Source organism: Pseudogemmobacter sonorensis (assembly GCF_042762395.1).
Taxonomy (GTDB): Bacteria; Pseudomonadota; Alphaproteobacteria; order Rhodobacterales; family Rhodobacteraceae; genus Pseudogemmobacter; species Pseudogemmobacter sonorensis.
In genome coordinates, this window is the sequence record NZ_JBEFZE010000014.1 from 41,177 (window position 1) to 65,719 (window position 24,543).

Annotated in this window: 21 protein-coding genes and 1 tRNA gene; 8 read left to right on the forward strand and 14 right to left on the reverse strand. The window is 68.7% G+C overall.

Features of this window, described 5'->3' with window-relative positions; all coding sequences use genetic code 11:
- Positions 1-3 precede the first annotated feature (3 nt).
- The 3 genes from ABNX41_RS11835 to ABNX41_RS11845 form a co-directional block, all read right to left on the reverse strand.
- A complete protein-coding gene (locus ABNX41_RS11835; protein ID WP_438669937.1) occupies positions 4-1,200 on the reverse strand; it encodes a UbiH/UbiF family hydroxylase in 1,197 nt (398 codons plus the stop codon).
- A 135-nt stretch (positions 1,201-1,335) separates the two neighbouring features.
- Complete coding sequence (locus ABNX41_RS11840) at positions 1,336-1,584, reverse strand: hypothetical protein (protein ID WP_438669938.1); 249 nt, start codon at positions 1,582-1,584, stop codon at positions 1,336-1,338.
- 101 nt (positions 1,585-1,685) lie between these two features.
- Positions 1,686-2,330, reverse strand: coding sequence for a pyrimidine 5'-nucleotidase (locus ABNX41_RS11845; protein WP_438669939.1), 645 nt, complete (start codon positions 2,328-2,330; stop codon positions 1,686-1,688).
- 116 nt (positions 2,331-2,446) lie between these two features.
- Here ABNX41_RS11845 and ABNX41_RS11850 point away from each other — a divergent pair, with 116 nt between their 5' ends.
- A complete protein-coding gene (locus ABNX41_RS11850) occupies positions 2,447-3,082 on the forward strand; it encodes a GntR family transcriptional regulator (protein WP_438669977.1) in 636 nt (211 codons plus the stop codon).
- A 47-nt stretch (positions 3,083-3,129) separates the two neighbouring features.
- On the opposite strand, the gene ABNX41_RS11855 is transcribed toward ABNX41_RS11850, so the two are convergent.
- The 6 genes from ABNX41_RS11855 to lipB all read right to left on the reverse strand — a co-directional run bounded on the left by ABNX41_RS11855 (position 3,130) and on the right by lipB (position 10,556).
- Complete coding sequence (locus ABNX41_RS11855) at positions 3,130-5,166, reverse strand: glycosyltransferase (protein WP_438669940.1); 2,037 nt, start codon at positions 5,164-5,166, stop codon at positions 3,130-3,132.
- A 447-nt stretch (positions 5,167-5,613) separates the two neighbouring features.
- Entirely contained in the window at positions 5,614-6,768 is a 1,155-nt protein-coding gene (gene carA, locus ABNX41_RS11860; RefSeq protein WP_438669941.1) for a glutamine-hydrolyzing carbamoyl-phosphate synthase small subunit, read from the reverse strand.
- A 224-nt stretch (positions 6,769-6,992) separates the two neighbouring features.
- Positions 6,993-7,487, reverse strand: coding sequence for a DUF2244 domain-containing protein (locus tag ABNX41_RS11865; protein WP_438669942.1), 495 nt, complete (start codon positions 7,485-7,487; stop codon positions 6,993-6,995).
- Positions 7,488-7,543: 56 nt separating this feature from the next.
- Positions 7,544-9,217, reverse strand: a complete 1,674-nt coding sequence (ctaD, locus tag ABNX41_RS11870) for a cytochrome c oxidase subunit I (protein ID WP_438669943.1) — start codon at positions 9,215-9,217, stop codon at positions 7,544-7,546.
- A gap of 174 nt (positions 9,218-9,391) precedes the next feature.
- Positions 9,392-9,829, reverse strand: coding sequence for a c-type cytochrome (locus tag ABNX41_RS11875; RefSeq protein ID WP_438669944.1), 438 nt, complete (start codon positions 9,827-9,829; stop codon positions 9,392-9,394).
- Positions 9,819-10,556, reverse strand: a complete 738-nt coding sequence (lipB, locus tag ABNX41_RS11880; RefSeq protein ID WP_438669978.1) for a lipoyl(octanoyl) transferase LipB — start codon at positions 10,554-10,556, stop codon at positions 9,819-9,821. Before lipB ends, ABNX41_RS11875 begins: the two co-directional genes overlap by 11 nt.
- Positions 10,557-10,728: 172 nt before the next feature.
- On the opposite strand from lipB, the gene ABNX41_RS11885 reads away from it, so the two are divergent.
- From ABNX41_RS11885 to ABNX41_RS11905, 5 genes are all read left to right on the forward strand, one after another.
- Positions 10,729-10,815 (forward strand) — tRNA-Leu (locus tag ABNX41_RS11885).
- Positions 10,816-11,324: 509 nt separating this feature from the next.
- A complete protein-coding gene (locus tag ABNX41_RS11890) occupies positions 11,325-12,428 on the forward strand; it encodes an ABC transporter ATP-binding protein (RefSeq protein WP_438669945.1) in 1,104 nt (367 codons plus the stop codon).
- 101 nt (positions 12,429-12,529) lie between these two features.
- Positions 12,530-13,597, forward strand: coding sequence for an ABC transporter substrate-binding protein (locus ABNX41_RS11895; RefSeq protein WP_438669946.1), 1,068 nt, complete (start codon positions 12,530-12,532; stop codon positions 13,595-13,597).
- A gap of 303 nt (positions 13,598-13,900) precedes the next feature.
- The gene (locus ABNX41_RS11900) at positions 13,901-15,238 is read left to right on the forward strand and encodes an ABC transporter permease (protein ID WP_438669947.1); all 1,338 of its coding nucleotides are present in this window, start codon (positions 13,901-13,903) and stop codon (positions 15,236-15,238) included.
- 14 nt (positions 15,239-15,252) lie between these two features.
- On the forward strand, positions 15,253-16,170 hold the full coding sequence (locus ABNX41_RS11905; RefSeq protein ID WP_438669948.1) for an ABC transporter permease: 918 nt from the start codon (positions 15,253-15,255) through the stop codon (positions 16,168-16,170).
- Between the two features lie 58 nt (positions 16,171-16,228).
- Here ABNX41_RS11905 and ABNX41_RS11910 read toward each other — a convergent pair whose 3' ends face one another.
- The 5 genes from ABNX41_RS11910 to ABNX41_RS11930 form a co-directional block, all read right to left on the reverse strand.
- The gene (locus ABNX41_RS11910) at positions 16,229-17,170 is read right to left on the reverse strand and encodes an AEC family transporter (protein ID WP_438669949.1); all 942 of its coding nucleotides are present in this window, start codon (positions 17,168-17,170) and stop codon (positions 16,229-16,231) included.
- Between the two features lie 116 nt (positions 17,171-17,286).
- Complete coding sequence (locus ABNX41_RS11915; protein ID WP_438669950.1) at positions 17,287-18,102, reverse strand: MBL fold metallo-hydrolase; 816 nt, start codon at positions 18,100-18,102, stop codon at positions 17,287-17,289.
- A 28-nt stretch (positions 18,103-18,130) separates the two neighbouring features.
- Positions 18,131-18,952 carry a TatD family hydrolase gene (locus ABNX41_RS11920; protein WP_438669951.1) on the reverse strand — a complete coding sequence of 274 codons (822 nt, stop codon included), beginning with the start codon at positions 18,950-18,952 and terminating at the stop codon, positions 18,131-18,133.
- A 48-nt stretch (positions 18,953-19,000) separates the two neighbouring features.
- The gene (locus tag ABNX41_RS11925; protein WP_438669952.1) at positions 19,001-20,137 is read right to left on the reverse strand and encodes a DNA polymerase III subunit delta'; all 1,137 of its coding nucleotides are present in this window, start codon (positions 20,135-20,137) and stop codon (positions 19,001-19,003) included.
- An 85-nt stretch (positions 20,138-20,222) separates the two neighbouring features.
- Entirely contained in the window at positions 20,223-22,022 is a 1,800-nt protein-coding gene (locus tag ABNX41_RS11930) for an ABC transporter transmembrane domain-containing protein (RefSeq protein ID WP_438669953.1), read from the reverse strand.
- Positions 22,023-22,618: 596 nt separating this feature from the next.
- On the opposite strand from ABNX41_RS11930, the gene ABNX41_RS11935 reads away from it, so the two are divergent.
- Positions 22,619-23,449, forward strand: a complete 831-nt coding sequence (locus ABNX41_RS11935) for an alpha/beta fold hydrolase (protein WP_438669954.1) — start codon at positions 22,619-22,621, stop codon at positions 23,447-23,449.
- Position 23,450: 1 nt separating this feature from the next.
- Entirely contained in the window at positions 23,451-24,470 is a 1,020-nt protein-coding gene (locus tag ABNX41_RS11940; RefSeq protein ID WP_438669955.1) for a threonine ammonia-lyase, read from the forward strand.
- Positions 24,471-24,543 lie beyond the last annotated feature (73 nt).

Sequence of the window (24,543 nt, forward strand, 5' to 3'; positions counted from 1 at the left end):
GCCCTAGCGCACGCCCAGCCCCGCCCGCATCATCCCCCGCCGCAGCGGGGTGAGCGAGTAGAGCGTGTCCAGAACCCCCGCCCGCAGGTTGCGCAGCGCGGGCGCGCCCATCATCGAGGCGCGGTTCAGCAGGTCGATCCCCTTGACCCGCAAGGCGATGTCGCCATGGCGGGCGCGGTGATAGGCCTCCAGCATGGCGGCATCGCCCAGCCGGTCGGGCTCGGCACGGGCCAGATCCAAAAGCGCCCGCAGATCGGCGAGCGACATGTTCAGCCCCTGCGCCCCGATCGGCGGCACGACATGGGCGGCCTCGGCCAGAAGCGCGCTGCGCTCGCCCGAGAGCCGTTCGGCCACCTGCGAGATGATCGGCCAGACCGGGCGGCGCGAGGCCAGTCGCATCCTGCCCAGGATGCCACAGGCGCGCAGGTTCATCTCGGCCTCGAATTCGGGGACGGGCAGGGCGGCCAGCCGGGCGGCCTCGGGCCCGCGCTCCATCCAGACCACGGCCGAGGCCGGGCGCCCGTCCCGGTCGGGCAGCGGCACCATGGTGAAGGGTCCGCCCGAGCGGTGGACCTCGGTCGAGACATTGCCATGCGGCTTTTCATGGGTGACCGCGAAGGCCAGCGCCTTCTGGCCGTAGTGGATGCGCCGCACCGCGATCCCGAGCGCCTCGCGCATCGGCGAATCACGCCCGTCGGCGGCGACGAGCAGCCGCGCCGCGATCCGTTCGCCGTCCGACAGGGTGACCAGCGCCTCGCTTTCGCGCGTCAGCAGCGCGCTTGTGGCCTTGCCGGGGCGGAAGCTGACATTCGGAAGTTCAGCCAGCTGCGCCACCATCTCGCGCCGCAAGAGCCAGTTGGGCAGGTTCCAGCCGAAGGGCTGGTCCGAGATGTCGGCGGCGTCGAAATCCTTGACGATGCGGGCGACGCCCGGATCGCCCCCGGCATCGGCGATGCGCATGATCTGCAATTCGGCGGCATGGGGGCGCAGGCGCGCCCAGAGGCCCGCCGCCTCCAGCACCGGGATCGAGGGTTGCAGGAAGGCGGTGCTGCGCAGGTCGGCGCCCGCTTCGGCCTCGGCGGTGACGGGGGGGGCGGGATCGACGCAGATCACCGAGAATCCGGCCGCGCCGAAGGCCGCCGCCGCCGTCAGCCCGGCGACTCCGCCGCCGGAAACCAGGATGTCAGTGGTCTTGCGCATCGGATCCGCCCTTCATGGTTCCGCCGTGGAGCCTAGGCGAGCGGGGCGCAAAGCTCCAGTGGGACAGATCGTCCCGCAGGGGGCCGGGAAGGCTCCAATGATCAGGACGGCCCAGATATCAGGACGGCCCAGATATCAGGACGGCCAGGAGATCGCGACGAAAAACACAAACATCAACGGCACCAGGCAAAGCGCGGCGATGGTCAGCGCGGCAAGGCCCCAGGTCATCACCGCCAGCACCAGCCCCAGCACCACGACCGGCAGGAGCCAGAAGAAGTTATCCACATCCGCCGCGATTTCCCGCGCGATCCGCCCGATCAGGGGCAGCGAGAACAGGATGCGGTCGAGGCGCGAGGGCGGGTTGGCAAGATCGGCTTGTGCCATCGGTCTGATTTCCTGACTACTGGATATGCCTTTGAGATATCGCCCCGGCCCGCGCCATTCTCAAGCGGGCGAAATGTCCCACCCCTGGCTCCCCCTGGGGATCAGCCCAGCCGGGCCAGGAAACCCGTCAGATCGTCGGTGTAATGGTGGATATGCGCGCCCGTCGCAGGTTCGGGCGCGACATGGACGGTGCGCATCCCCATCTGATGCGGCACGGCGAGGTTGCGTGGATCGTCCTCGAACATGGCGGCGCGGCGCGGATCCAGCCCGTCCAGCGCGAAGACCGCCTCGAAGGCGGCGCGTTCGGGCTTGGGCCGGTAGCCGGTGTCGCCCACGCCGTAGACAGCATCGAAAATCCCGCCAAGCCCCCGCTTTTCCAGCACCTTTCCGGCGTAGAACGTATCGGCGTTGGTGAAGACGATGCGCCGCCCCGGCAGGGCGCGGATCGCATCGGCCAGCGCGGGGTCCGGGGTCAGGGCGGAAAAGTCGATGTCATGGACATCGGCGAGATAGGCCTCGGGCTCGACCTGATGCTCATGCATCAGCCCGGCAAGGGTGGTGCCGTAAAGCTTCCAGTAATGATCGCGCAGCCCGTCGGCATGGTCGCGCGTGACATTCAGTCGCGCCATCACCCAATCGGTCATGCGGGTCTGAATCTGGTCGAACAGCCGCGCGGCGGGCGGATACAGGGTATTGTCGAGGTCGAAGACCCAGGTGGAGACATGCTGGAAGGACGAGCGCGGCATGGCGGGCAGCTTAGGCCGGGCGCTGCGCGATGGGAAGGGTTGATCGGGGCGGGGGCCGCGACTAGGGTTGCGCCCGGCCCGCGTTCTGCCACGCGGCGGCAATGACGGGAGCCATGGTGCACAAGGACGCCTACACGCTGATCCTCGAAGCGATCGAGGCGGGGGTTTACAAGCCCGGCGACCGGCTGGTCGAAAGCGAGCTTGCCGAACGGCTGGGCGTGTCGCGGACCCCGGTGCGCGAGGCGCTTCAGCGGCTTGAGACCCAGTCGATGCTGACGCGCGACGGGCGCAGCCTGATCGTGGCCTCTCTCGATCACAACCAACTGGCCGAGCTTTACGCGGTGCGCTCCGAGCTTGAGGGGCTGGCGGCGCGGCTGGCGGCGCGGCACGCCACCGATGAAGAGGTGCGGGTGCTGCAAAACATGGTGCGCGAGGATCACCGCCTTCTGGGCGGCGATCCCAATGCGCTGAGCCGGGCGAACAAGCGTTTCCACAAGCAGATCCATCTGGCCAGCCACAACCGCTTCCTGGTGCAGCAGCTTGACCTCGTGCATCGTTCGATGGCGCTGATGGCGCATACCTCCTTCGCGGCCGAGGGGCGGGACGAGGTGGCATTGGACGAGCATGAGGCCATCGTCGCGGCCATTGCCTCGGGCGATGGCGATGCGGCTTGCGCGGCGCTGAAGGCGCATATCAGCCAGGCCTTCGAGACCCGGCTGCGGGTGGATGCGGGCGAATTGCGCCTGCGCTGAGGCGCGGGCTTTCCGCGCGGCATTGCGCGTCTCGCCGTGCATTCACCTCAGGGTGGATTCGGCAGGCTGCCGAAAAGGGTATTTCGGCCCGACGCCGCGATCCGCGAAGCCCGTCCCGCATTGACCCGAAGCGGGCTGAGCCCCGGCAGGATCGCGGCGGGGGAGTTTCCACCGCCGCGCAAGCGCATGACGCTTTTCCTGCGGCCTGTCAGATGCGCCCGGGCATGCCCTGAGAGCCGTGCGAGCCCTTCTTGCGCGGCCTGGCGCAGGCCGTCGACGACCCGCGCCATGGCGCGAGGACGCGATCCCGCAGGGTCGGGCGCGGCATCGGTCGGTCGGGCAGGGCGCAGCGTGTCGAAATGGCCATGGCTGGTCTTGTCCCAGTAGAAAGGCCGGGTGGCGAGTTCATGCAGGGCCTTGAAGGCCGCCAGCGTCGCAAGCGGGAAGTAGCCGTGCAGCGTCGGGATCCACAGCGGCGACAGCCGGTGCCCGCTGCGCCGCAGCGCGATCAGGCACAGCGCGAAATCGACGGCCGCCGTCAGCAGGAAGACCGCCATCATGGCCCCGAACATGCCCGGCGTCATCGCCTCGGCCAGCGGATGCGGCAGGCCCAGTGGCAGGATCCAGAACGACCACAAGAGCGGCGCGAGCAGGCTTTGCAGCACCGATCCGAGGAACTGGACCTGCACCCCCCAGAAGCGCAGCGGCCCCAACTGCCGCCACAGCAGCACGGGATCGCGCATATGGACCAGCCAGGTCATCATATAGCCCTTGATCCAGCGCGACCTTTGCCTGACCCATGGCAGGGCGCGGCAGTTTGCCTCTTCGCGGGTGACGGTCTCGATGATCTCGCTCCGGTAGCCGTGGCGGCAGAGCCGCAGCCCCAGGTCGGCATCCTCGGTGACGTTATGGGCGTCCCATCCGCCCAGGTGCTTCAGCGCGCTGCGGCGAAAGAACAGGGTGGTGCCGCCAAGCGGGACGGCCAGGCCAAGTCGCGCCACCCCGGGCAGGATCAGGCGGAACCAGGTGGCATATTCCAGGGTGAAGCAGCGCGAGAGCCAGTTGGTGCGCGGATTGTAATAATCGAGCATCCCCTGAAGGCAGGCCGTGCGCGGTCCGCAGGCCTGGAACCGGGCCACGACCTTGCGGATCTGGGCGGGCTCGGGCGCGTCCTCGGCGTCATAGACGCCGATGATCGTGCCGCGGCAATGGCTGAGCGCATGGTTCAGCGCGCGCGGCTTGGTCTGGATCCGGCCCCTGGGCACCAGGACCACGCGCATCCAGGCGGGCAGTTCCACTCCGGCGAGCGCGCCGCGTGTGATGTCGTCATCCGCCTCGACCGCGAGGCAGACGTCGAGCAGGTCGCGCGGATAGTCGAGCCGCGACAGCCTGCGCACCAGCCGCGCGGCGATATCGCTTTCGCGGTGCAAAGCCACGATGATCGAGACCACCGGAAGCGCGGGTGGCGTCGTGACGGCGGGCCGATCGGTGACGCAGAGCGGCGGGGGAGGGCGCGCGCCGTGCCCCGGGCGTTCCGGCCGGTGCAGCGCGGCAAGCGCGGCGGCGATCTTCAGCCCGGTGTTCCCCAGAAGCGCAAGGATCGCGAGGGCCAGCAGCAATTGCGTCATCCCGCGCGGATCGGCGCTGAGGACGGCCAGCGCCGCCACCATGGCGAAGAGCCACCAGATCCGTGTGAGCGGCCCGCCCCAGTGGCGGCAGCTTTCGCGGGCGGGCACCCGTTCTTCGGCGTCGCGCGCCAGTCCCGCGCCGCGCCGGGCATGGATCGCGGCCTCGACCTGCGCCTCGGTCGCGAGCAAGAGCGCGACCGGGCCGAGGGCGGCTTCAAGCAGCGGGCGGCTTTCGGCGATCCGCTCGGGCCGGGCGAGGGCGACGAGGGTCACGGCCCCGGCCTGGCGCAGCGGCACGAGGCCGTGGTGCAGGCAGGTTGCCGCGCCGAGCCGGTCGATCAGGCGGGGATCGGCCTCGGCCCGTGCCCCGGCGATGCGGTTCAGGCGGAAATGCCGGGCGGCGGCGTCGAGATAGACCCGCTCGGGCAGCGAGTCTCGGGCGAAATGATCGGGCAATGCCGCCGCCATGGCGGCCGCGGAGCGCGGGCGGGGCCGCGAGGAATCGCGCCATCCGGGGGAAAACGCGCGGGGAAAGGGGATGACGCGGTCGAGGCGGATCAGCCCCTGGCGGATCAGCCCGAGATGGAAGGCCCGCGCCGCCGGGCCCGCGGCCGCATCCTGTGCCCCGGCGTCGAATCCTGTTCCCGGAAGAGGATCGGCGGGCCGCCCGAAACCACCATGCCCGAAACCCTCTTGCCGGAGGGCTTGGCCGCCCGGCCCAAGGTTCCGGCCGAGACCGGGCCGTGTCGTCGCTTCGGCCCATGCCACCCGAATCGCCGCCCCCAAGCTGATGCGCCTGTTCCGAGGCTGGCGGTGCAAGGTTAACGGGCGGTTAATCCGGGCAGGGCCAGAGCCTTTCGCCCCGGGCGGGCGAGGCGCGGAGAGCGTCCCCGGGCCCGGCGGTCAGGCCGCCTTGCGGGCCCGCATCGCCTCGGCGAAACGCTCGAACAGGTAATAGCTGTCTTGCGGGCCGGGGCTCGCCTCGGGGTGATATTGCACCGAGAACACCGGACGATCCTTGACCGCGATGCCGCAATTGGTGCCGTCGAACAGCGAGACATGGGTCTCGACCACGCCCTCGGGCAAGGTATCGGCATCCACGGTGAAGCCGTGGTTCATCGAGGTGATCTCGACCTTGCCGGTGGTCAGGTCCTTGACCGGGTGGTTGGCGCCGTGATGGCCGTGGTTCATCTTGCGGGTCTTGGCGCCAAGCGCCAGCGCAAGCATCTGATGGCCGAGGCAGATGCCGAAGACCGGGATGTCACGCTCCAGCACACCCTTGATCATCGGCACGGCATAGGCGCCGGTCGCCGCCGGATCGCCGGGGCCGTTCGAGAGGAACACGCCGTCCGGGGCATGGGCCAGCACATCCTCGGCGCTGGCCGAGGCGGGCAGCACCACCACCTCGCAGCCGCTGGACGCCAGGCAGCGCAGGATGTTCCTTTTCGCGCCGTAATCCACCGCCACCACCTTGGGGCCGGGTTCGGTGCGGGGCTGGTAGCCCTGCGGCCAGGCCCAGCGTTTCTGATCCCAGGAATAGCCTTGCGCGCAGGTCACCTCCTTGGCGAGGTCGAGCCCGACGAGCCCCTTCCAGCCGCGCGCCTTCGCCACCAGCGCCTCGATGTCGAAATTCCCCGAAGGATCGTGGGCCAGCGCCACATGCGGCGCGCCTTGCTGGCGGATCGCCCGGGTCAGCCGCCGGGTGTCGATGCCGCCGATGCCGATCCGCCCGACCTTGACCAGCCAGCTTTCCAGATCCGCCACCGCGCGCCAGTTCGAGGGCTGGGTCGCGTCCCATTTCACCACCATGCCGGCCGCCGAGGGGGTGGCGGTCTCGTCATCCTCGGGGGTGGTGCCGGTGTTGCCGATATGGGGGAAGGTGAAGGTCACGACCTGTCCGGCATAAGAGGGATCGGTCATGATCTCCTGATAGCCGGTCATGGCGGTGTTGAAGACCAGCTCGGCCACCGTCTCGCCCACCGCGCCGAAGCCGCGACCGAAGAAAAGCGTTCCATCGGCAAGGGCAAGGCAGGCGGTGGCATTCTGCGGCGCAGGCATGGGGATTCTCCGGGCTGTCACGGGGATCTTGTGCGATCGGGCAAATTGGCGCGAACCTAAAGACAGGCGCGCGCGGGGTCAAGACTTGGTGGGTTTTGAATCTCCTTTGAATATCAATGGGTTGATCCGTATCGCGCAATGTTGTCCCGGAAAGGCCGCGCCGCCTTGGCCGGGGCGCGGCGAGTCTTCGGTGGAAGACTGCCAGAAGACCTTCGGTCGGGCTTTCAGTCTCGCGCGCCCCGCAGGGCGCGCAGCCTTGCGCAAAGCTCTCCGGCCAGTTGCCCGCGTTCCTCCTCCGACAGGAAGGCGCCGATCTCGACCTCGCGCGGGCCGCCCGAGAGGGTGAGGTAGTCGGGCACCGGCCCGCCGGTCGGATGCAGGGTGACGCGGATCCAGTAGGGATTGGCCTGCCAGGCGCGCCGCCGCCCGCCGGGATCGCGCCGGACCAGCTCGATCCGCTCGGGCGAGAGGGTCAGCCGCTCCATGATCTCTCGGTCGCGCCCGTTGCGGCGCAGCGCGAGCCAGATCGCGCAAAGGGCGAGCAGCGGAAACGGCAGCAGCCCCCACAGCACCGGCGAGCCGAGCACCGCCAGCAGGGGCAGCGCGATCAGCCCGGCGGTCAGCCCGATGAACCACACGAAGCCCCGCCGCGTCAGCGCGCGATGGGGCCAGAGATCAAGCCTTTCGCCGTTTTCTTCGGGGTGCCAGTGATAGGGCATGGCGCGGGTTCATCGAAGGAAAAGGGCCCCGGGGTGTTTCCCGGGGCCCCTGGTTCTCAGTGGCTGTGGCCCTTGTCCCAGTCGGACTGCTTGGGCAGTTGCTCGAACGTATGTTCGGGCGGCGGCGAGGGCAGGGTCCATTCCAGCGTATCGGCATATTCGTTCCAGTAATTCGCCTCGGTCATCCGGCGCCCGGCCAGCAGCGTGTAGAAGACGATGCCGATGAAGAACAGGAACGAGGCGAACGAGATGAAGGCGCCGATCGAGGAGACCCAGTTCCAGTATTCGAACTGCGCCGGATAGTCGATGTAGCGGCGCGGCATGCCCTGGCGGCCCAGGAAATGCTGCGGGAAGAAGGTCAGGTTCGCACCGATGAACATCAGCCAGAAATGGATCTTGGCCGCGAATTCGGGATATTGCCGCCCCGACATCTTGCCGATCCAGAAGTAGATCCCGGCGAAGATGCCGAAGACCGCGCCCAGCGACATCACATAGTGGAAATGCGCCACGACATAATAGGTGTCGTGATAGACCCGGTCGACCGGCGCCTGGCTGAGCACGACGCCGGTCACGCCGCCGACGGTGAAGAGGAAGAGAAAGCCGAAGGCGAAAAGCATCGGCGCCTTGAACTCGACCGAGCCGCCCCACATCGTCGCGATCCAGGAGAAGACCTTGATCCCCGTCGGCACCGCGATGACCATGGTGGCCATCATGAAATAGCTCTGCTGGGTCAGGCTCATCCCCACGGTATACATGTGGTGGGCCCAGACGACGAAGCCCAGCACCCCGATCCCGACCATGGCATAGACCATCGGCAGATAGCCGAAGACTGGCTTTTTCGAGAAGGTCGCCACCACCTGGCTGATGATGCCGAAGGCGGGCAGGACGATGATATAGACCTCGGGGTGGCCGAAGAACCAAAGGATGTGCTGGTAGAGGATCGGGTCGCCGCCACCGGCGGGATCGAAGAAGGTGGTGCCGAAATTGCGGTCGGTCAGCAGCATGGTGATGGCGCCCGCCAGCACCGGCAGCGCCAAGAGGATCAGCCAGGCGGTGACGAAGACGGACCAGGCGAACAGCGGCACCTTGTGCATGGTCATGCCGGGCGCGCGCATGTTCAGGAAGGTGGTGATGATGTTGATCGCGCCCAGGATCGACGAGACGCCCGACAGGTGGACGGCGAAGATCGCCAGATCCATCGAATAGCCGCCCTCGATCTTGGAAAGCGGGGGATAGAGCACCCAGCCCACGCCCGAGCCGAGCTGGCTGTCGCCGCCGGGCGAGAACACCGAGGCCACCGCCAGCGCGGTCCCCGCGACATACATCCAGTAGCTGAGGTTGTTCATGCGCGGGAAGGCCATGTCCGGCGCGCCGATCTGCAGGGGCATGAAGTAGTTGCCGAAACCGCCGAACAGCGCCGGAATCACCACGAAGAACATCATCAGGATGCCATGCGCGGTGACGGTCACGTTCCACAGATGGCCGTTGGGGGTGCATTCGCCGATCTCGGCGGCGGTCAGGCGCATCCCCTCCATGCACATATACTGGACGCCGGGCTCCATCAGCTCCATCCGCATGTAGACGGTGAAGATGACCGAGATCAGGCCCACGATCCCCGCCGTGAACAGGTAGAGGATCCCGATGTCCTTGTGGTTGGTGGACATGAACCAGCGCGTGAAGAAACCGCGCTGATCGTGGTGGTCATGCCCGTGGATGGCTGCGTCCGCCATGGCTTCTCCCGATTTTTGCTGTGTTGGCCCCGTTCCGGCTCCTGCCCGGCGCGGTCCCCGCTTCCTTGCTGACCTCGTGTTTAGCCGCCCGAGGGCCCTGCCGCAACACGAAGCTTTGATCCAGATCAAATCGCCACGGCCCGCCGGTTTCCCGCCGGGCGGGGCGGCTGGGCCTCAGTCGTCCGCGCCGCCGCCGGGGCTCATTCCGGGGCCTGTCGCCTCCAGCCAGGCGGCCAGATCGGCGCCGCCCTCGGCCAGGCGCAGGCCCATGCGCGAGACGGCGCGGGGATTGCCGGTGGCCTGGCGCAGCCAGGCGGTCGGGTCGGCCAGGTAATCGGCCAGCATCGCCGCATCCCAGACAAGGCCCGACTCGGCCGCGGCCCGCATCCCCGGCCCGTAGCCGAAGCCGGGGACCGAGGCGACCGGGCGCCCGATCACGCCGTAGAGATCGGGGCCGCTGCGCCCGCCCGGGGCAATCTGCCGCCCGTCGGGCGCGGTGATGGAATGGCAGGCCCGGCACCGGCTGAAAAGCCGCTCGCCCTCGGCCGTGTCCTGGGCCCGCGCGGCCCCGGCAAGCATCACCAGGGCCAGCGAGAAGACCTCAGCGCGCACAGGCGGTCCCCTCGCCAAAGGCGAAGGCGGGCGCGAAGCTGCGCATCAGCGCCGCGTCCAGATCCGCCATGCTCACCGGAAGGCCCAGGTCGACAAGGCTGGTCACGCCATGGTCGCGGACGCCGCAGGGCACGATGCCGGAAAAATGCGACAGATCCGGTTCGACATTGATCGAGATGCCGTGAAAGCTGATGCCGCGCCGGATCCTGACGCCGATGGCGGCGATCTTGTCCTCGGCGGTTGTGCCGTCGGGGCCCGGGAGGCGGTCGGGCCGTCGGACCCAGACGCCCACGCGGCCCGGGCGGATCTCGCCCAGGACGTTGAACTCGGCCAGCGCGCCGATCACCCAGTTTTCCAGCGCGCGGACGAAACAGCGCACATCCCCGCCCTGGGGCCCGCCGCGGGTCCTGACGTCGAGCATGCAATAGACCACGCGCTGGCCCGGCCCGTGATAGGTATATTGGCCGCCGCGCCGGGCATGGTGAACCGGGAAGCGGTCGGGCGCGACCAGATCCTCGGCCCGCGCCGAGGTGCCCGCGGTGTAGAGCGGCGGGTGTTCGAGCAGCCAGACCGCCTCCTCGGCCTCGCCCCTGGCGATGGCATCGACCCGGGCCTCCATCTCGGCAAGGGTCCGGTCGTAGGGCGAGAGGCCCGGAAGATGACGCCATTCGACCATGGTTCCTGCCTCCTTGCGGTGCCTGCCGGGCGGTTGCGGGTGTTGATGCAATGGAATCGGCACGGCGCGCAAGCCGGGCGCGGCGCCTGCCCGGCGGGGGGGCTTCGGATCGGCCCGGAACGGGCGGCTCCAGGGGCCGGGCCGGGTTTCCCGGGCAGATGCAAATACCCCCTTTTCTTCCCCGAAGACTGTCGCTAAGACGGCGCCACCCGATCCGGGACGTGCGGATGTGGCGGAATTGGTAGACGCGCAGCGTTGAGGTCGCTGTTCCTTAACCGGAGTGAAAGTTCGAGTCTTTTCATCCGCACCAACAGGATCGCAAAAGCCCCGGCAGGACCGGGGCTTTTTTATTTTGGATCTGTCGGTCTCCCATTTGGCCCCCCAATGTGTTGGCTGGGATTGCGCCAGGCGGGGGCGAAGTGTCCCGGGAACTTCCCTGCAGAGGCCGCCTTCCTAGGTCCAGAGCATTCCGTCCACCGACAGTTTTACCGATTCGTCCCGGCCGCACCGGACCTCCGGGGCGGGGGCGTTTCGTCGCGCGGCGCGCACCCATGCCGCCCGATCCGAGATGCGGCAACGCGGCGTCCGGGTGCCGCGACGCAGCATGGCGCGGCCGAGGCCTCGGGAAGGTTGTGGCCCGAAAGGACGTCTTTCTGACCATTTTTCCTGCAGTATTGTCCCTGTTTGCCCGTTTTTCCCGCATTCCGGCAGGTGCGGCAAGTGGCGTCACTTGATCGTTGCAATGCGGGGCGGCATTTGCTTACGTCAAAAGACAACGAGAGTGCAGGTCACCTGCCGGATTTGAACAGGGAGAAACGGGTGGGCGCTGAACCCCGAAGCGACGCTTTCGTCGTGTTTGATCACGTGCAGAAAAGCTACGATGGCGAGACGCTGGTCGTGAAGGACATGAACCTTGCGATCGGCAAGGGCGAGTTCCTGACCATGCTCGGCCCGTCCGGCTCCGGCAAGACCACCTGCCTGATGATGCTTGCGGGTTTCGAGACCGCCACCCATGGCGAGATCACTCTGGACGGGCGGCCGATCAACCAGGTGCCGCCGCACAAGCGCGGCATCGGCATGGTGTTCCAGAACTACGCGCTTTTCCCGCATATGACCATCGCCGAGAACCTGTCCTTCCCGCTGGAAGTGCGCGGCATGGGCAAGTCCGAGCGCGAGGCCAAGATCGCCCGCGCGCTGGACATGGTGCAGATGGGGGCCTATGCCGCCCGCCGCCCGGCCCAGCTTTCGGGCGGGCAACAGCAGCGCATCGCGCTGGCCCGCGCGCTGGTGTTCGAGCCGCAGCTCGTCTTGATGGACGAACCGCTCGGCGCGCTGGACAAGCAGTTGCGCGAACATATGCAGTTCGAGATCAAGCACCTGCACGAAAGCCTGGGCATCACCGTGGTCTATGTCACCCACGACCAGGGCGAGGCGCTGACCATGTCCGACCGCGTGGCGGTGTTCAACGATGGCCGGATCCAGCAGCTTGCCCCGCCGGACGAGCTTTACGAACGCCCCAAGAACAGTTTCGTGGCGCAGTTCATCGGCGAGAACAACAAGCTGCCCGGCGTGATCGAGGAATTCGACGCCACCTCGGCCAAGGTCCGGCTGAGCACGGGGGAGCTGATCGTCGCCACCCCGGTGAACATCCGCGCCAAGGGCCAGAAGGTGCTGGTCTCGATCCGGCCCGAACGGGTCGAGTTCAAGGCGGGCCTTGTCCCCGAAGGCGTGCCGATGCTGGACGCGCGCGTGCTAGAAGTCATCTACATGGGCGACATCCTGCGGGTGCGCTGCCATGTGGCGGGCACCGACGATTTCGTCATCAAGATGCGCAACACCCTTGGCCAGACCAAGCTGTCGGCGGGGGAAGAGATCAAGGTCGGCTGGCATCCCGAGGATGCCCGCGCGCTCGACCTGGTCTAGGCGGGCGCCGAGACCGTGCCGGGGCCGCCGGTCCCGGGACGGAAAAAAATAACAATACCGCCCGAACAGCGGATTTCCGACAAGACAACAGGGAGAATAGCATGAAGAAGATCCTCGCAGTCTCGACCGCGCTCAGCGGCGTGGCCTTTGCGGCCCAGGCCGATATCACCGTCCTGTCCTGGGGCGGCGCCTATGAGACCAGCCAGGTCGAGGCCTATAACAAGCCCTTCGCCGCCTCGACCGGCATCGGCGTGAACATGGCCGCCGCCGACAATCCCGCCACCCCGATCAAGGCTCAGGTCGAGGCGGGCAACGTCTCGGTCGATGTCGCCGACATCGAATATTCCGACGCGGTGCGGCTGTGCGACGAAGGCCTGCTGGAAGTGCTGGCCATCGACGAGCTGCCCGATGGCGTCGACGGCACCCCGGCGGCGGAGGACTTCATCCCCGGCGGGCTGACCGATTGCGCCGTCGCCTCGATCGTGTGGTCCACCGTCGTCGCCTACAACGCCAACAGCATCGAGGGTGTCGGGACCATCGCCGATTTCTTCGATCTCGAGAAATTCCCCGGCAAGCGTGGCCTGCGCAAGGGCGCCAAGGCCAATCTGGAAATGGCGCTTATGGCCGACGGCGTTGCGGGCCCCGAGGTCTATGAGGTCCTGGCCACGCCCGAGGGCGTCGACCGCGCCTTCGCCAAGCTCGACACCATCAAGGGCGATACTGTCTGGTGGGAAGCGGGCGCCCAGCCCCAGCAGCTTCTGGCCGATGGCGAGGTCGTCATGACCACCGGCTACAACGGCCGCGTCTTTGCCGCCGCCGTGGGCGAGGGCCAGCCCTTCTCGATCCTGTGGGACGGCCAGATCCTCGACTTCGACCTTTTCGTGATCCCCAAGGGCGCGCCCAACAAGGACGAGGCCTGGGAATACATCAAATTCGCCACCGCCTCGGAACAGCTTGCCGCGCAGGCGACCTGGATCTCCTACGGTCCGGCGCGGCTGTCCTCGGCGCCGCTGGTCGGGCTTTTCATGGATGGCGTGACCGAGATGGGGCCGCATATGCCGACCGCGCCCGACAATCTGACGAATTACATCGTCAACGACTTCGAGTTCTGGGCCGACCGCGACGTGGAACTGAACGAGCGTTTCAACGCCTGGCTCGTGGCGAACTGAGCCGGTTTCCGGGCGGCGGGCGGGTTTTTCCCGCCGTCCGGGCCGCCACCCGTGGCGGGCCCTGTGGGTCGGCCTTGTGGCGGGCCGGGCCGGTGACGATCCCCTTTCGCCGCGCCCCGGGGCATCCGCCCGGTCGGTTAGGCCCTGATCCGCGTTTCCCGGACCGGCCTGTTCCTGGGCCGCGCCGGTGTTTTTCAAGAACCTGTCCCGGGGGCAAGGCTGCTGGAAATGTCCGCAAGGCCCCAAGACAGCCATAGTGACAAGCCCAAGTAAAGTGACAAGCCCAAGTCTGGATCCGAACATATGACGGCAGCCGAGACCTTTTCCGCCGATCCGCCGCAAGACCCGGGCGGGCCAGTCCCGGCTCCGGCGGGCGCCCTGACCACGGCCGACGGCCTGCCGTTGCGCGCCGCCCTTGCCCGGGCGCAACGCCGCGCGCGGCTGAAGGCGCTGGCGCTGGTGGCGCCGCTCTTGCTGTTCATCGTGGTGACCTTCATCATCCCCATCGGCCAGATGCTGCACCGCTCGGTCTACAACGAAAGCTTCTCGATCCATACCGACCTTGGCACCGGGGAAAAGACCCCGATCATGGTCAATCTGCGCGCCTGGTTCGAGGCCAATCCCCAGGGCACCGAGCCCGACGAGGCCGCCTATGCCGCGCTGGTCGCCGATCTGGCCCATGCGCAAGGTCTTCGCGCCAATGGCACGATCGGGACGCGGGTGAACTACGACCTTCCCGGCTCGCGCTCGCTCTTCACCGGGGCGGGGCGCTCGGCCGGACGGATGGAGGCGCCGTTCCGCGAGGCGCTGCTCGACCAGGATGCGGGCTGGGGCAATCCGGCGCTGTGGGCGGCGATGCGCCAGGCTTCAAGCGCCTATACCGCGAATTTCTTCCTGGCCGCCTTGGACCGGACCCGCGATCTGGACGGCGCCATCGTCAGCGCGCCGTCCGACCGCCAGGTCTATGTGAACCTTTACCTGCGCACCTTCGGCCTGTCGGCGCTGATCACCTTCTTCTGCCTCCTTCTGGGATTCCCGGTGGCGCATCTTCTGGCCACGTTGCCGCTGAAGAGTTCGAACCTGCTTATGATCCTTGTGCTGCTGCCGTTCTGGACCTCGCTTCTGGTGCGGACGACAAGCTGGATGGTGCTGTTGCAGGGCCAGGGGGTGGTGAACAACATCCTGGTCTCGCTGGGGATCGTCAGCGACGCCGGGCGGCTTCAGATGATGTATAACCAGGCCGGCACGATCATCGCGATGACGCATATCCTGCTGCCCTTCATGATCCTGCCGCTTTATTCGGTGATGCGGACCATCAAGCCCGCCTATGTGCGGGCGGCGCGCTCGCTGGGCGCCACCTCCTGGACCGCGTTCCGCCGGGTCTACCTGCCCCAGACCCTGCCGGGGATCGGGGCGGGGGCGCTGCTGACCTTCATCCTGGCGGTGGGTTACTACATCACGCCCGCGCTGGTTGGCGGGGCCTCGGGCCAGCTCATCTCGAACCTGATCGCCTTCCATATGCAGAACAGCCTCAACTGGTCGCTGGCCGCCGCCCTGGCCGCCATCCTGCTCATCTCGGTGCTGCTGCTCTACTGGGTCTATGACCGGCTGGTGGGCATCGACAACATGAAGCTTGGCTGAGAGGAGAGACCCTGATGGCCCTTCCCACCTATGCCGACCCGCTGGAGCGCCTGTGGTATTACACCTATCTGGCGATCTGCGCGCTGATCTTCGTCTTCCTGATCGCGCCGATCCTGGTGGTGATCCCGCTTTCCTTCAACGCCGAGCCCTATTTCACCTTCACGCCCAAGATGCTCGCCTTCGATCCCGACGGCTACAGCCTGCGCTGGTATGACACGCTGCTGACCATGGGGGTGAATGCCGACGGGCCGCGCGACGCCGCCTGGTGGGGCGAGGTCTGGCGCAACGCGACCTGGGTCAAGGCGGCCAAGAATTCGTTCATCATCGGCATCTGCGCGACCCTGGTGGCGGCGGTCCTGGGCACGGTGGCGGCGCTTGGCCTGTCGCGGCCCGAAATGCCGGGGCGGCGGGTGGTGATGGCGATCCTGATTTCGCCGATGATCGTGCCGATCATCATCACCGCGACCGGGCTTTTCTTCTTCTATTCCAGCATCCAGATCCAGAACTGGGGCATCCCCTATCTGGGCGTGGTGCTGGCCCATGCGACGCTGGGGATTCCCTTCGTCATCATCACGGTGACCGCCACGCTGACCGGGTTCGACCAGTCGCTGGTGCGGGCGGCGGCCTCGTTGGGCGCCTCGCCGGTGACGACCTTTTTCAAGGTGGTGATGCCGCTGATCCTGCCCGGGGTGATCTCGGGGGGGCTTTTCGCCTTCGTGACCTCGTTCGACGAGGTGGTGGTGGTGCTGTTCGTGGCAGGGCTGGAGGAGCAGACCATCCCGCGCCAGATGTGGAACGGCATCCGCGAGCAGATCAGCCCGGCGATCCTGTCGGTGGCGACGATCCTCGTGGTGATCTCGATCGCGCTGCTGACCACGGTCGAGCTGTTGCGGCGCCGGTCGGACCGGGTGCGGGGCGTGACGGGGCGCTGAGGCGCGGCGAAAGGGCGCCTGTCACACGAGGCGGAGCCTTTCGTGAGGGGGCGCCCGCTCAGGGCAGGATATGCAGCCAGCCCCATATCGTCAGGATCGAGGCCGCCGTGCCGATCAGCACCGCCGAGGCATTCACCCGCCGCGCCTTGCCGTAGAGATCGGCGAAGAGATAGGCGTTCACCCCCGGCGCCATCGCCGCCGTCATCACCGCCGAGCGAAGCTGGGCGTCGCTCAGATCGAAGACGAAGCGGCCCAGCGACCAGACGATGGCCGGGTGCAGCAGCACCGAAAGCCCGCAGACCATGGCGATGGCCTTCATGTCGCCCTCGGGTCTGTAGCGCAGCAGCACGCCGCCCAGACCGAACAGCGCCGCCGGGACCGCCGCGCGCACCACCATGTCGAGCGCGCCGCCCACCACCGCGGGCATGGTCAGGCCCGAAAGGTTGAAGGCCAGCCCCGACATCACCCCGATCACCAGCGGCTGGCGCAGGATACCCTTGGCGATGCTGGCCAGAAGCGCGCCGAAATGGCCCGGCGGGCGGCCGCGGCTGCGCGCCAGTTCCATCGCGATGATGCCGAAGCTGTAGAACAGCGGCGAATGCAGCGCGATGATGGTGAAATTACCCGCCAGCGCCTCGGCGCCATAGGCGCGCTCGGTGATCGGAATGCCGAGAAGCAGCGAATTCGAGAACAATGCGGCAAAGCCGATGGCTACCGATTCTTCGGGCGAGCGGTCGAAAAGCCAGCGCGCGCCGATGAAGCCCAGCGTGAAACAGGTGAAGGCGCCGATGTAGAACGACAGGAACAGCCCCGGGCTGGTTTCGCTGCCAAGGTCGATCCGCGCGATCGAACTGAACAGCATGCAGGGCACGGCGAAACTCTGGGCGAATTTCATCAGCCCGTCCACGGCGGCGGGGGCGAAGCCCAGCCAGCGCGCGGCCACATAGCCGAACCCTATCACCAGGAAGACGGGCAGGATGACATCGAGAAGCAGGGTCATGTCGCGGGCTTTCGCAAACCCTTGCCGCCCCGGTCGGCCAGGGTGACGGGGGGCAGGGGGGAGGGATCGGACGGAGGCAGACAGAGGAGGGCGGAACAGGGACGGGGCGCGGGGCCTCAGGAAAGGTCGTATTCGATCACCAGCCCGTCATGGGCGGGCATGACATGTCCGGGCAGCTCGGCCGTCAGGCTGGCATGGTCGAGGTCGATATGCATGTTGGTCAGCACCGCGCGGCGCGGTGCGGCCCGTGCGATCCATTCAAGCGCGAGCGCGAGATGGGCATGGGTCGGATGCGGCTTGCGCCGCAGCGCGTCGACGATCCAGCAATCCAGATCCTTCAGCGCGGCCCAGCTTGCCTCGGGGATGGCGACGGCGTCGGGCAGGTAGGCCAGCGGGCCGATGCGAAAGCCGAGCGCGTCGATCGAGCCGTGTTCGGCCTCGAACGGGGTCAGGTCGATCTCGCCGCCCGGGCCGGGGACCCGGAAGGCGCCCTCGATCGTGTTCAGCTCAAGGATCGGCGGATAGGGGCTGCCCTTGGGCTGGACGAAGGCATAGCCGAAGCGCGACAGCAGCGCCTCCTGCGTCGGGCCGTCGGCCCAGACCGGCAGGCGATGGCCCAGGTTGAAGACGACCTGGCGCAGATCGTCGATGCCGTGGACGTGGTCGGCATGGGAATGGGTATAGACCACGGCGTCGAGGCGCCCGACCCGCGCGCCCAGAAGCTGGTCGCGCATGTCGGGCGTGGTGTCGATCAGCAGGGTGGTCGTGCCCTGCGCGCCGATCCGCTCGACCAGAAGGGCGCAGCGGCGGCGGCGGTTCTTAGGGTTGGCGGGATCGCAATCCCCCCAGATCCCGGTGCCGTCGGGCCCGCCGATCCGGGGCACCCCGCCCGAGGAGCCGCAGCCCAGTATGGTGAAGCGCAGGCGGTCCATCAGGCGCACGCCCTGGGGCAGGGTCGGGTCATGCCGCGCCCCTTTGCCGGGGGGCGGCGGCGCGGGCGAAGAGCCGGTCGAAATTCGCGCTGGTGGCGCGGGCGAATTCGGCCTCGGTCAGGCCGAAGATCTCGGCCCCCTTGCGGGCGGTATGGACGACATGGGCGGGCTCGTTCCGGCGGCCGCGGAAGGGCGGGGGCGCGAGATAGGGGCTGTCGGTCTCGACCAGGATCCGCTCAAGCGGCGCGGCGGCGAAGATCTCGCGCAGGTCCTGGCTTTTGGGAAAGGCCGCGATCCCCGACATCGACAGGTAGAACCCCATCTCCAGCGCCGCGCGCGCAAGGCCGGGCCCCGAGGAAAAGCAGTGCATCACGCAGGAATAGGGCGCGCGGGCCAGCCCCTCGGCCAGGATCGCCGCGATATCCTCGTCGGCGTCGCGGGCGTGGATGATCAGCGGCAGCCCGGTTTCCTGCGCGGCTTCGATATGCAGCCGCAGCGCGGCCTTCTGCGCCTCGGCGCTGTCGGCGGAATAATGGTAGTCGAGCCCGCTTTCCCCGATGCCGACGAATTTCGGATGCGCGGCAAGGGCGACCAACTGCTCCAGCGTCGCGGGCGGTTCCTCGGCCACGCTCATCGGATGGGTGCCCGCGGCGTAGAAGACGCCCTCATGCGCCTCGGCGATGGCGCGGACCTGCGGCTCGTGCCGCAGCCGGGTGCAGATCGTGACCATGCGGGTCACCCCCGCGGCGCGGGCGCGGGCGACGATCGCCTCCAGCTCGCCCTCGAAATCCGGGAAGTCGAGGTGGCAATGGCTGTCGACCAGTTCGGGGATGGAGCTATCGGACGGCATCTTCGATATCGGGCGCGGGGGACTTCGGCGGGTTCTGGCTCGGCAAGGCTATCGCGCGGGCTGGCGGGCCAGGTCCTGGGCGGTGGCGTCGATCCGCAACAGGGTATCCATGAGAAGCGCGCCGGGGTCAAGGTTGACGGCCCGCCCGCGCCGCGCCCGCTGGGTCAGGCTTTGCGCCAGATCGGCCCAGGGCCGCGCGGCCTCGCCCGAGGGCGCCAGCCGGGCGAAAAGCGCGGCCTCGTCCGGGGCGGCCTCGGGCGGGGTCAGCCGGGTGGCGGCGGCGCGCGACAGCCGGGTCAGGAACAGGTCGATCAGCGTCAGCGTCAGGTCGAAACGTTCCTCGGCCCCCCGGGCGGCGGCCTTTTCCGCCAGCGCCAGCGCCTGCGGCCGGTCGAGCCGGGGCAGGCTCTGGAACAGGCCCACCAGGTCGCGGTAGATCGCAAGGCCGGAAAGGTTGGTCAGCCGGAACGCCTCGCCCACCGAACCCGCGGCCAGCTCGGCCAGCGCGGTGCGGTCGGCGGGGTCGATCTCGCCCCCCGCCTGCACCAGCGCATCCGAGAGGGCCTCGGCGTCGAGCGCGGCAAGACGCAACTCGCGGCAGCGCGAGCGGATCGTCGGCAGGAGCCGCGCGGGCTGGTGCGAGACCAGCAGGAACAGCGCGCGCGGCGGCGGCTCTTCCAGAAGCTTCAGAAGCGCATTGGCCGAGGAGACGTTCATCTCGTCCAGAGCGTCGATGATCACCACCCGCCAGCCGCCGTCGGCGGCGGAATGGTGCAGGAAATCCTTCAGCCGCCTGGTGTCGTCCACGGTGATGACCTGCGACAGCGCCGATCCGGTCTGGTTCGCGCTGCGGCGCAGCAGGAAGAGCCGGGGCTCGGCCAGCGCGCGCATCCTGCGCGCCAGCGGCGTCTCGGGATCGGTGTCGAGGCTGTCCGGTGGCGGCGGCGCGTCGAACAGCCCGCCTTCCTCGGCCGGGCGCGACAGCAGGAACCGCGCGATCTTCCAGGCCAGCGTCGCCTTGCCGACCCCACGCCCGCCGGTCAGCATCCAGGCGTGATGCAGCCGCCCCTGCGCCCAGGCCGAGAGAAAGCCCGCCTCGGCATCGTCCTGACCGAAGAGGATGGGGGTCTCGCGCGGGTGGGGCGCGCCGGGGGTGCGGTCGGGTTCGGGAAGTTCTGCGGCCATGGCGCGAGATTGCACGGGAGGGGGCGCGAGGGGAAGGGGGCTGATGATCGGTCAGTGGGGCGGGCCCCGCCGCCCGGGCCCGCCCTCAGGGGGCGGGGCCGTCGGTGAACTGAAGCCGCGCCAGCCTGGCGTAGAGCCCGCCCTCGGCCACCAGTGCCTCGTGCCGCCCGGACGCGACGATGCGGCCGTCCTCGAAGACCAGGATCCGGTCGGCGCGTTTCACCGTGGCCAGCCGATGCGCGACCACCAGGACGGTGCGGCCCTGCGCCAGCCGGTCCACCGCCGCCTGCACCGCGCTTTCGCTTTCGGCATCCAGCGCCGAGGTCGCCTCGTCCAGAAGCAGGACCGGCGCGTCGCGCAGGATGGCGCGGGCGATGGCGATGCGCTGGCGTTGCCCGCCCGAAAGCAGGACGCCGCGCTCGCCCAAGGGCGTGTCGTAGCCCTGCGGCAGGGCGGCGATGAAATCATGCGCGGCGGCGGCGCGCGCGGCGGCCTCCACCTCGGCATCCGAGGCGGCGGGGCGGCCGAAGCGGATATTCTCGCGCGCCGAACGGGCGAAGATCACCGGATCCTGCGGCACCAGCGAAATCCCCTGGCGGAAATCGTCGCGCGCCATGTCGGGCAGGGCGATGCCGTCCAGGGTGATCCGGCCCGCCTGCGGGTCGTAGAAACGCTCGATCAGTTGCAGAACGGTGGATTTTCCTGCCCCCGAGGGGCCGACAAGGGCCACCGTTTCGCCGGGGTTCACCTCGAAATCGACCGCCTTCAGGGCAGGGCTGTCGGGACGGGACGGGTAGTGGAAGTCGACGCCTTCGAAGCGGATGCGGCCCTGCACCGGGCGGGAAAGGGGCAGGGGCTGCGCCGGATCGGCCACGCTGTCCTCGGCCTCCAGCAGTTCCACCAGCCGCTCGGTCGCGCCGGCGGCGCGCTGCAACTCGCCCCAGATCTCGGAAAGCGCCCCGACCGAGCCCGCAACGAAGATCGCATAGATGACGAACTGGATCAGCTCGCCCACGCTCATGGTCTCGTCGCGGACATCGCGCGCGCCGGTCCACAGCACGCCCACAACCCCGGCGAAGACCAGGAAGATCACGATCACCGTCATCACCGCCCGCGTGGTGATGCGCTTTTGCGCGGCGGCGAAGCTCGCCTCGGTCGCGCGGGCGAAGGCGGAGCGGGTCTCGGCCTCGTTGGTGAAGGATTGCACGGTCTGGAGCGCGCCGATCGATTCCGAGGCCAGCCCCGAGGAATTGGCGATCCAGTCCTGGTTCTCGCGCGAGAGCTTGCGCAGCCTGCGGCCAAGCGCGACGATCGGGATCACCACCACCGGCACCAGCAGCAGCACCAGCCCCGACAGCTTTGCCGAGGTCAGGAACAGCATCACCAGCCCGCCCGCCAGCGTCAGCATGTTGCGCAGCGCGACCGAGACCGAAGAGCCGATCACCGACAGGATCAGCGTGGTGTCGGTGGTGATGCGCGACAGGATCTCGCCGGAAAGCACGCGCTCGAACCAGGCGGGCGACAGGCCTGTCACCTTGTCGAAGACGGCGCGGCGGATGTCGGCGACCACGCGCTCGCCCAGCCGGGTCACGACGTAATAGCGCAGGCCCGTTCCAAGGGCGAGCAGCGCCGCGATGGCCATGAAGGCCATGAAATATTCGTCCAGAAGGCCCAGGTTGGCCTCGCCGAACCCATCGACCACCCGGCGCACCGCAAGCGGCAACATCAGGCTGACGCTGGCCGTCAGGACCAGCGCGGCCAGCGCCGTCGCCACCATGCCGCGATAGGGCCGCAGGAAGGGCAAAAGCCCCCTCAGCCCCGAGACCCGGCGGGACGGCTGGCGGTTGGTGGCCTCGTGGTCGGGGCTCCGGGGGGATCTGGCCATGGGCTTTCCTTCGGGAATGGGGCGCGGGTCTACAGGTCAGGTCGAATGTGGACGGGTCGAATCGGGGCGGTTCAAACTGGAGCGGGCAAAAGGCGGCCGGGGGCGGCTGCCGAGGTCAGAGGGCGGGAATGGGCGGGTGCCCGGCGGCGGCAGGTCGGCCGCAGGATGATCCGCCGGGGAATCCTTCCTTTGCGCCGGGCTGCCGCCGGGGCGGGGTTTAGGACGCCCGGGGGCCAAGTTGCAAGCGACGGATTGCCGCTTTCCCAAGGGCGGCGGCGCGGCGCGGATTCCGGATCGCGACGTATGAGGCGGCAGCCGGGATCCGAGGGCCGCCCGCCGGGTTGATCTTCCGCGACCATGCCGGGTCGGGTCGAGGTCGTCATTCCGCATTGTCTTTTTATGCCGGGATCGCCCAATGTCTTTCAACCGCAAGCGCGCTATGCCAGTTTCGGACCGTTGCTTTCCGTTGCGTCAATTCTTGACGCCGCCCGTTCCCGCCTTGCCCGTGCATTTCGCCCCTTTTGCGTTGCGCCTTTGCGCGTCCCCCTTTCGCAGCCTTTCAACCCATGGCCCCGCATATGCCCCAAGACTATCCGATGACCCGTTTCTTCACCGCTTTCGATGGCGCGCGGCTCGGCTATCTGGACGAGGGCGAGGGGCTGCCCGTCCTGTGCCTTGCCGGGCTGACCCGCAACAAGGCGGATTTCGACGATGCCCTGCCCACGCTGAAGGGCTGCCGGGTGATCCGCATGGATTGCCGGGGGCGGGGTGAGAGCGAATATACCGGCGCCCCGACCTATACCCTGGCGCAAGAGATGGGCGACGTGCTGGTGCTGCTCGATCATCTGGGGCTGGAGCGGGTGGCGCTTCTGGGCACGTCGCGCGGCGGGCTGATCGGGCTTGCGATGGCCTCGATGGCCTCGGACCGGCTGATCGGGCTTTGCCTCAACGATGTCGGGCCCGAACTGGATTTCCGCGGCCTCGCCCGGATCAAGACCTATGTCGGCCGCCCTCCGGCGGCGCGGACGCTGGCCGAGATGGCGCGCAAGCTGCCCGCCGCGCATCCTGGTTTCGAGGGCGTGCCCGAGGCGCGCTGGCTGGCGGTGGCCGCGCGGCTTTACCGCGAGACCGAGAGGGGGCTGGCGCTGCGCTACGATCCGGCGTTGCGCGAAAGCGTGCTGGCGACCTTCGAGGCCCCGCCAGAACCGGCCTGGCCGATGTGGCAGGCGACCGGGACATTGCCGGTGGCGCTGATCCGGGGGGTGAATTCGGATCTTCTCTCGGCGGCGGTGGCCGACAGGATGCAGCAGATTCGGCCCGACCTGATCCGGGCCGAGGTGCCGGGCCGGGCGCATGTGCCCTTTCTGGACGAACCCGAGGCGGTGGCGGCCCTGGGTCAGTGGCTGAGCGCCTGCAAGGAGGCCTGAGATGACGGTGGATATCGACAGGATCCTGGCCGCGCGCGACCGTTTCGCGCCGCCCTTTGGCCGTCATGCCGAGGGCGCGATCCGGCGCACGCCGCTTCTGCATGCGCCCGCCCTGGACCGGCTGGCGGGGCGGCGGGTCTTCGTCAAGGCCGAATGCCTGCAATTCACCGGCAGCTTCAAGGCGCGCGGGGGATGGGCGGCGGTCTCGGCCCTGCCGCCGGGCACGCCGGGGGTGCTGGCGATGTCCTCGGGCAACCATGCCCAGGGCGTGGCGCGGGCGGCGGCGGCGCATGGGATGGCGGCGTTCATCGTGATGCCCTTGGACGCGCCCGGGGTGAAGATCGCCAATACCCGCGCCTGGGGGGCCGAGGTGGTGCTTTACGATCGCGGGCGCGAGGATCGCGACGCGCTGGCCGCCGGGCTGGCCGCTGAGCGCGGCCTGGCGCTGATCCCGCCCTATGACCATCCCGAGGTGGTGGCGGGCCAGGGCGTCCTGGGGCTGGAACTGGCCGAACAGGCCGAGGCGGCGGGCATCCGCGCGGCCGAGGTGCTGGTGCCCTGCGGCGGCGGCGGGCTGGCCAGCGGTGTTGCGCTGGCCCTTGGCGCCCGCGCGCCGGGCCTGCGGCTGCGCACGGTCGAGCCCGAGGGGTTCGACGACATGGCGCGCTCGCTGGCAGCAGGCGCGCCGCAGCGCAATGCGCGCGCCGCTGGATCGGTCTGCGACGCGATCCTGACGCCGACGCCCGGGCGGCTGACGCTGCCCCTGCTCCTGGATCTTGCGCGACGGGGCCATGTCGGGCCGGGCCTCGCGGTCCCGGACGGCGCGGCGCTTCGGGCGGTGGCGGCGGCCTTCCACCACCTGCGGCTGGTGGCCGAGCCGGGCGGGGCGGTGGCGCTGGCGGCGGCGCTTGGTCTGGGGGGGAAGGATCGGGCGGCGGATCTGCCCGATACGGTGATCTGCGTCGTCTCGGGCGGCAATGTCGATCCCGACCTTTTCGCCGAGGCGATCCAGGCGGCCTGAGCCGCTCCGCCGGGGCCTCGGTTCCCGGGCAGGGCGCGCGGTTTCCCGCCGGGCGCCGCCGGAGCGGGCGTTC

Bases quoted from the DNA above. Each gene is read 5' to 3' on its own strand.
- ABNX41_RS11915 (WP_438669950.1), bottom strand. From the start codon at position 18,102: ATGGACCGCCTGCGCTTCACCATACTGGGCTGCGGCTCCTCGGGCGGG.
- ABNX41_RS11925 (WP_438669952.1), bottom strand. From the start codon at position 20,137: ATGGCCGCAGAACTTCCCGAACCCGACCGCACCCCCGGCGCGCCCCAC.
- ABNX41_RS11895 (WP_438669946.1), top strand. From the start codon at position 12,530: ATGAAGAAGATCCTCGCAGTCTCGACCGCGCTCAGCGGCGTGGCCTTT.
- carA (WP_438669941.1), bottom strand. From the start codon at position 6,768: ATGCCTGCGCCGCAGAATGCCACCGCCTGCCTTGCCCTTGCCGATGGA.
- ABNX41_RS11930 (WP_438669953.1), bottom strand. From the start codon at position 22,022: ATGGCCAGATCCCCCCGGAGCCCCGACCACGAGGCCACCAACCGCCAG.
- ABNX41_RS11900 (WP_438669947.1), top strand. From the start codon at position 13,901: ATGACGGCAGCCGAGACCTTTTCCGCCGATCCGCCGCAAGACCCGGGC.
- ctaD (WP_438669943.1), bottom strand. From the start codon at position 9,217: ATGGCGGACGCAGCCATCCACGGGCATGACCACCACGATCAGCGCGGT.
- ABNX41_RS11835 (WP_438669937.1), bottom strand. From the start codon at position 1,200: ATGCGCAAGACCACTGACATCCTGGTTTCCGGCGGCGGAGTCGCCGGG.
- ABNX41_RS11920 (WP_438669951.1), bottom strand. From the start codon at position 18,952: ATGCCGTCCGATAGCTCCATCCCCGAACTGGTCGACAGCCATTGCCAC.
- ABNX41_RS11940 (WP_438669955.1), top strand. From the start codon at position 23,451: ATGACGGTGGATATCGACAGGATCCTGGCCGCGCGCGACCGTTTCGCG.
- ABNX41_RS11865 (WP_438669942.1), bottom strand. From the start codon at position 7,487: ATGCCCTATCACTGGCACCCCGAAGAAAACGGCGAAAGGCTTGATCTC.
- ABNX41_RS11905 (WP_438669948.1), top strand. From the start codon at position 15,253: ATGGCCCTTCCCACCTATGCCGACCCGCTGGAGCGCCTGTGGTATTAC.
- ABNX41_RS11845 (WP_438669939.1), bottom strand. From the start codon at position 2,330: ATGCCGCGCTCGTCCTTCCAGCATGTCTCCACCTGGGTCTTCGACCTC.
- ABNX41_RS11910 (WP_438669949.1), bottom strand. From the start codon at position 17,170: ATGACCCTGCTTCTCGATGTCATCCTGCCCGTCTTCCTGGTGATAGGG.
- ABNX41_RS11935 (WP_438669954.1), top strand. From the start codon at position 22,619: ATGACCCGTTTCTTCACCGCTTTCGATGGCGCGCGGCTCGGCTATCTG.
- ABNX41_RS11840 (WP_438669938.1), bottom strand. From the start codon at position 1,584: ATGGCACAAGCCGATCTTGCCAACCCGCCCTCGCGCCTCGACCGCATC.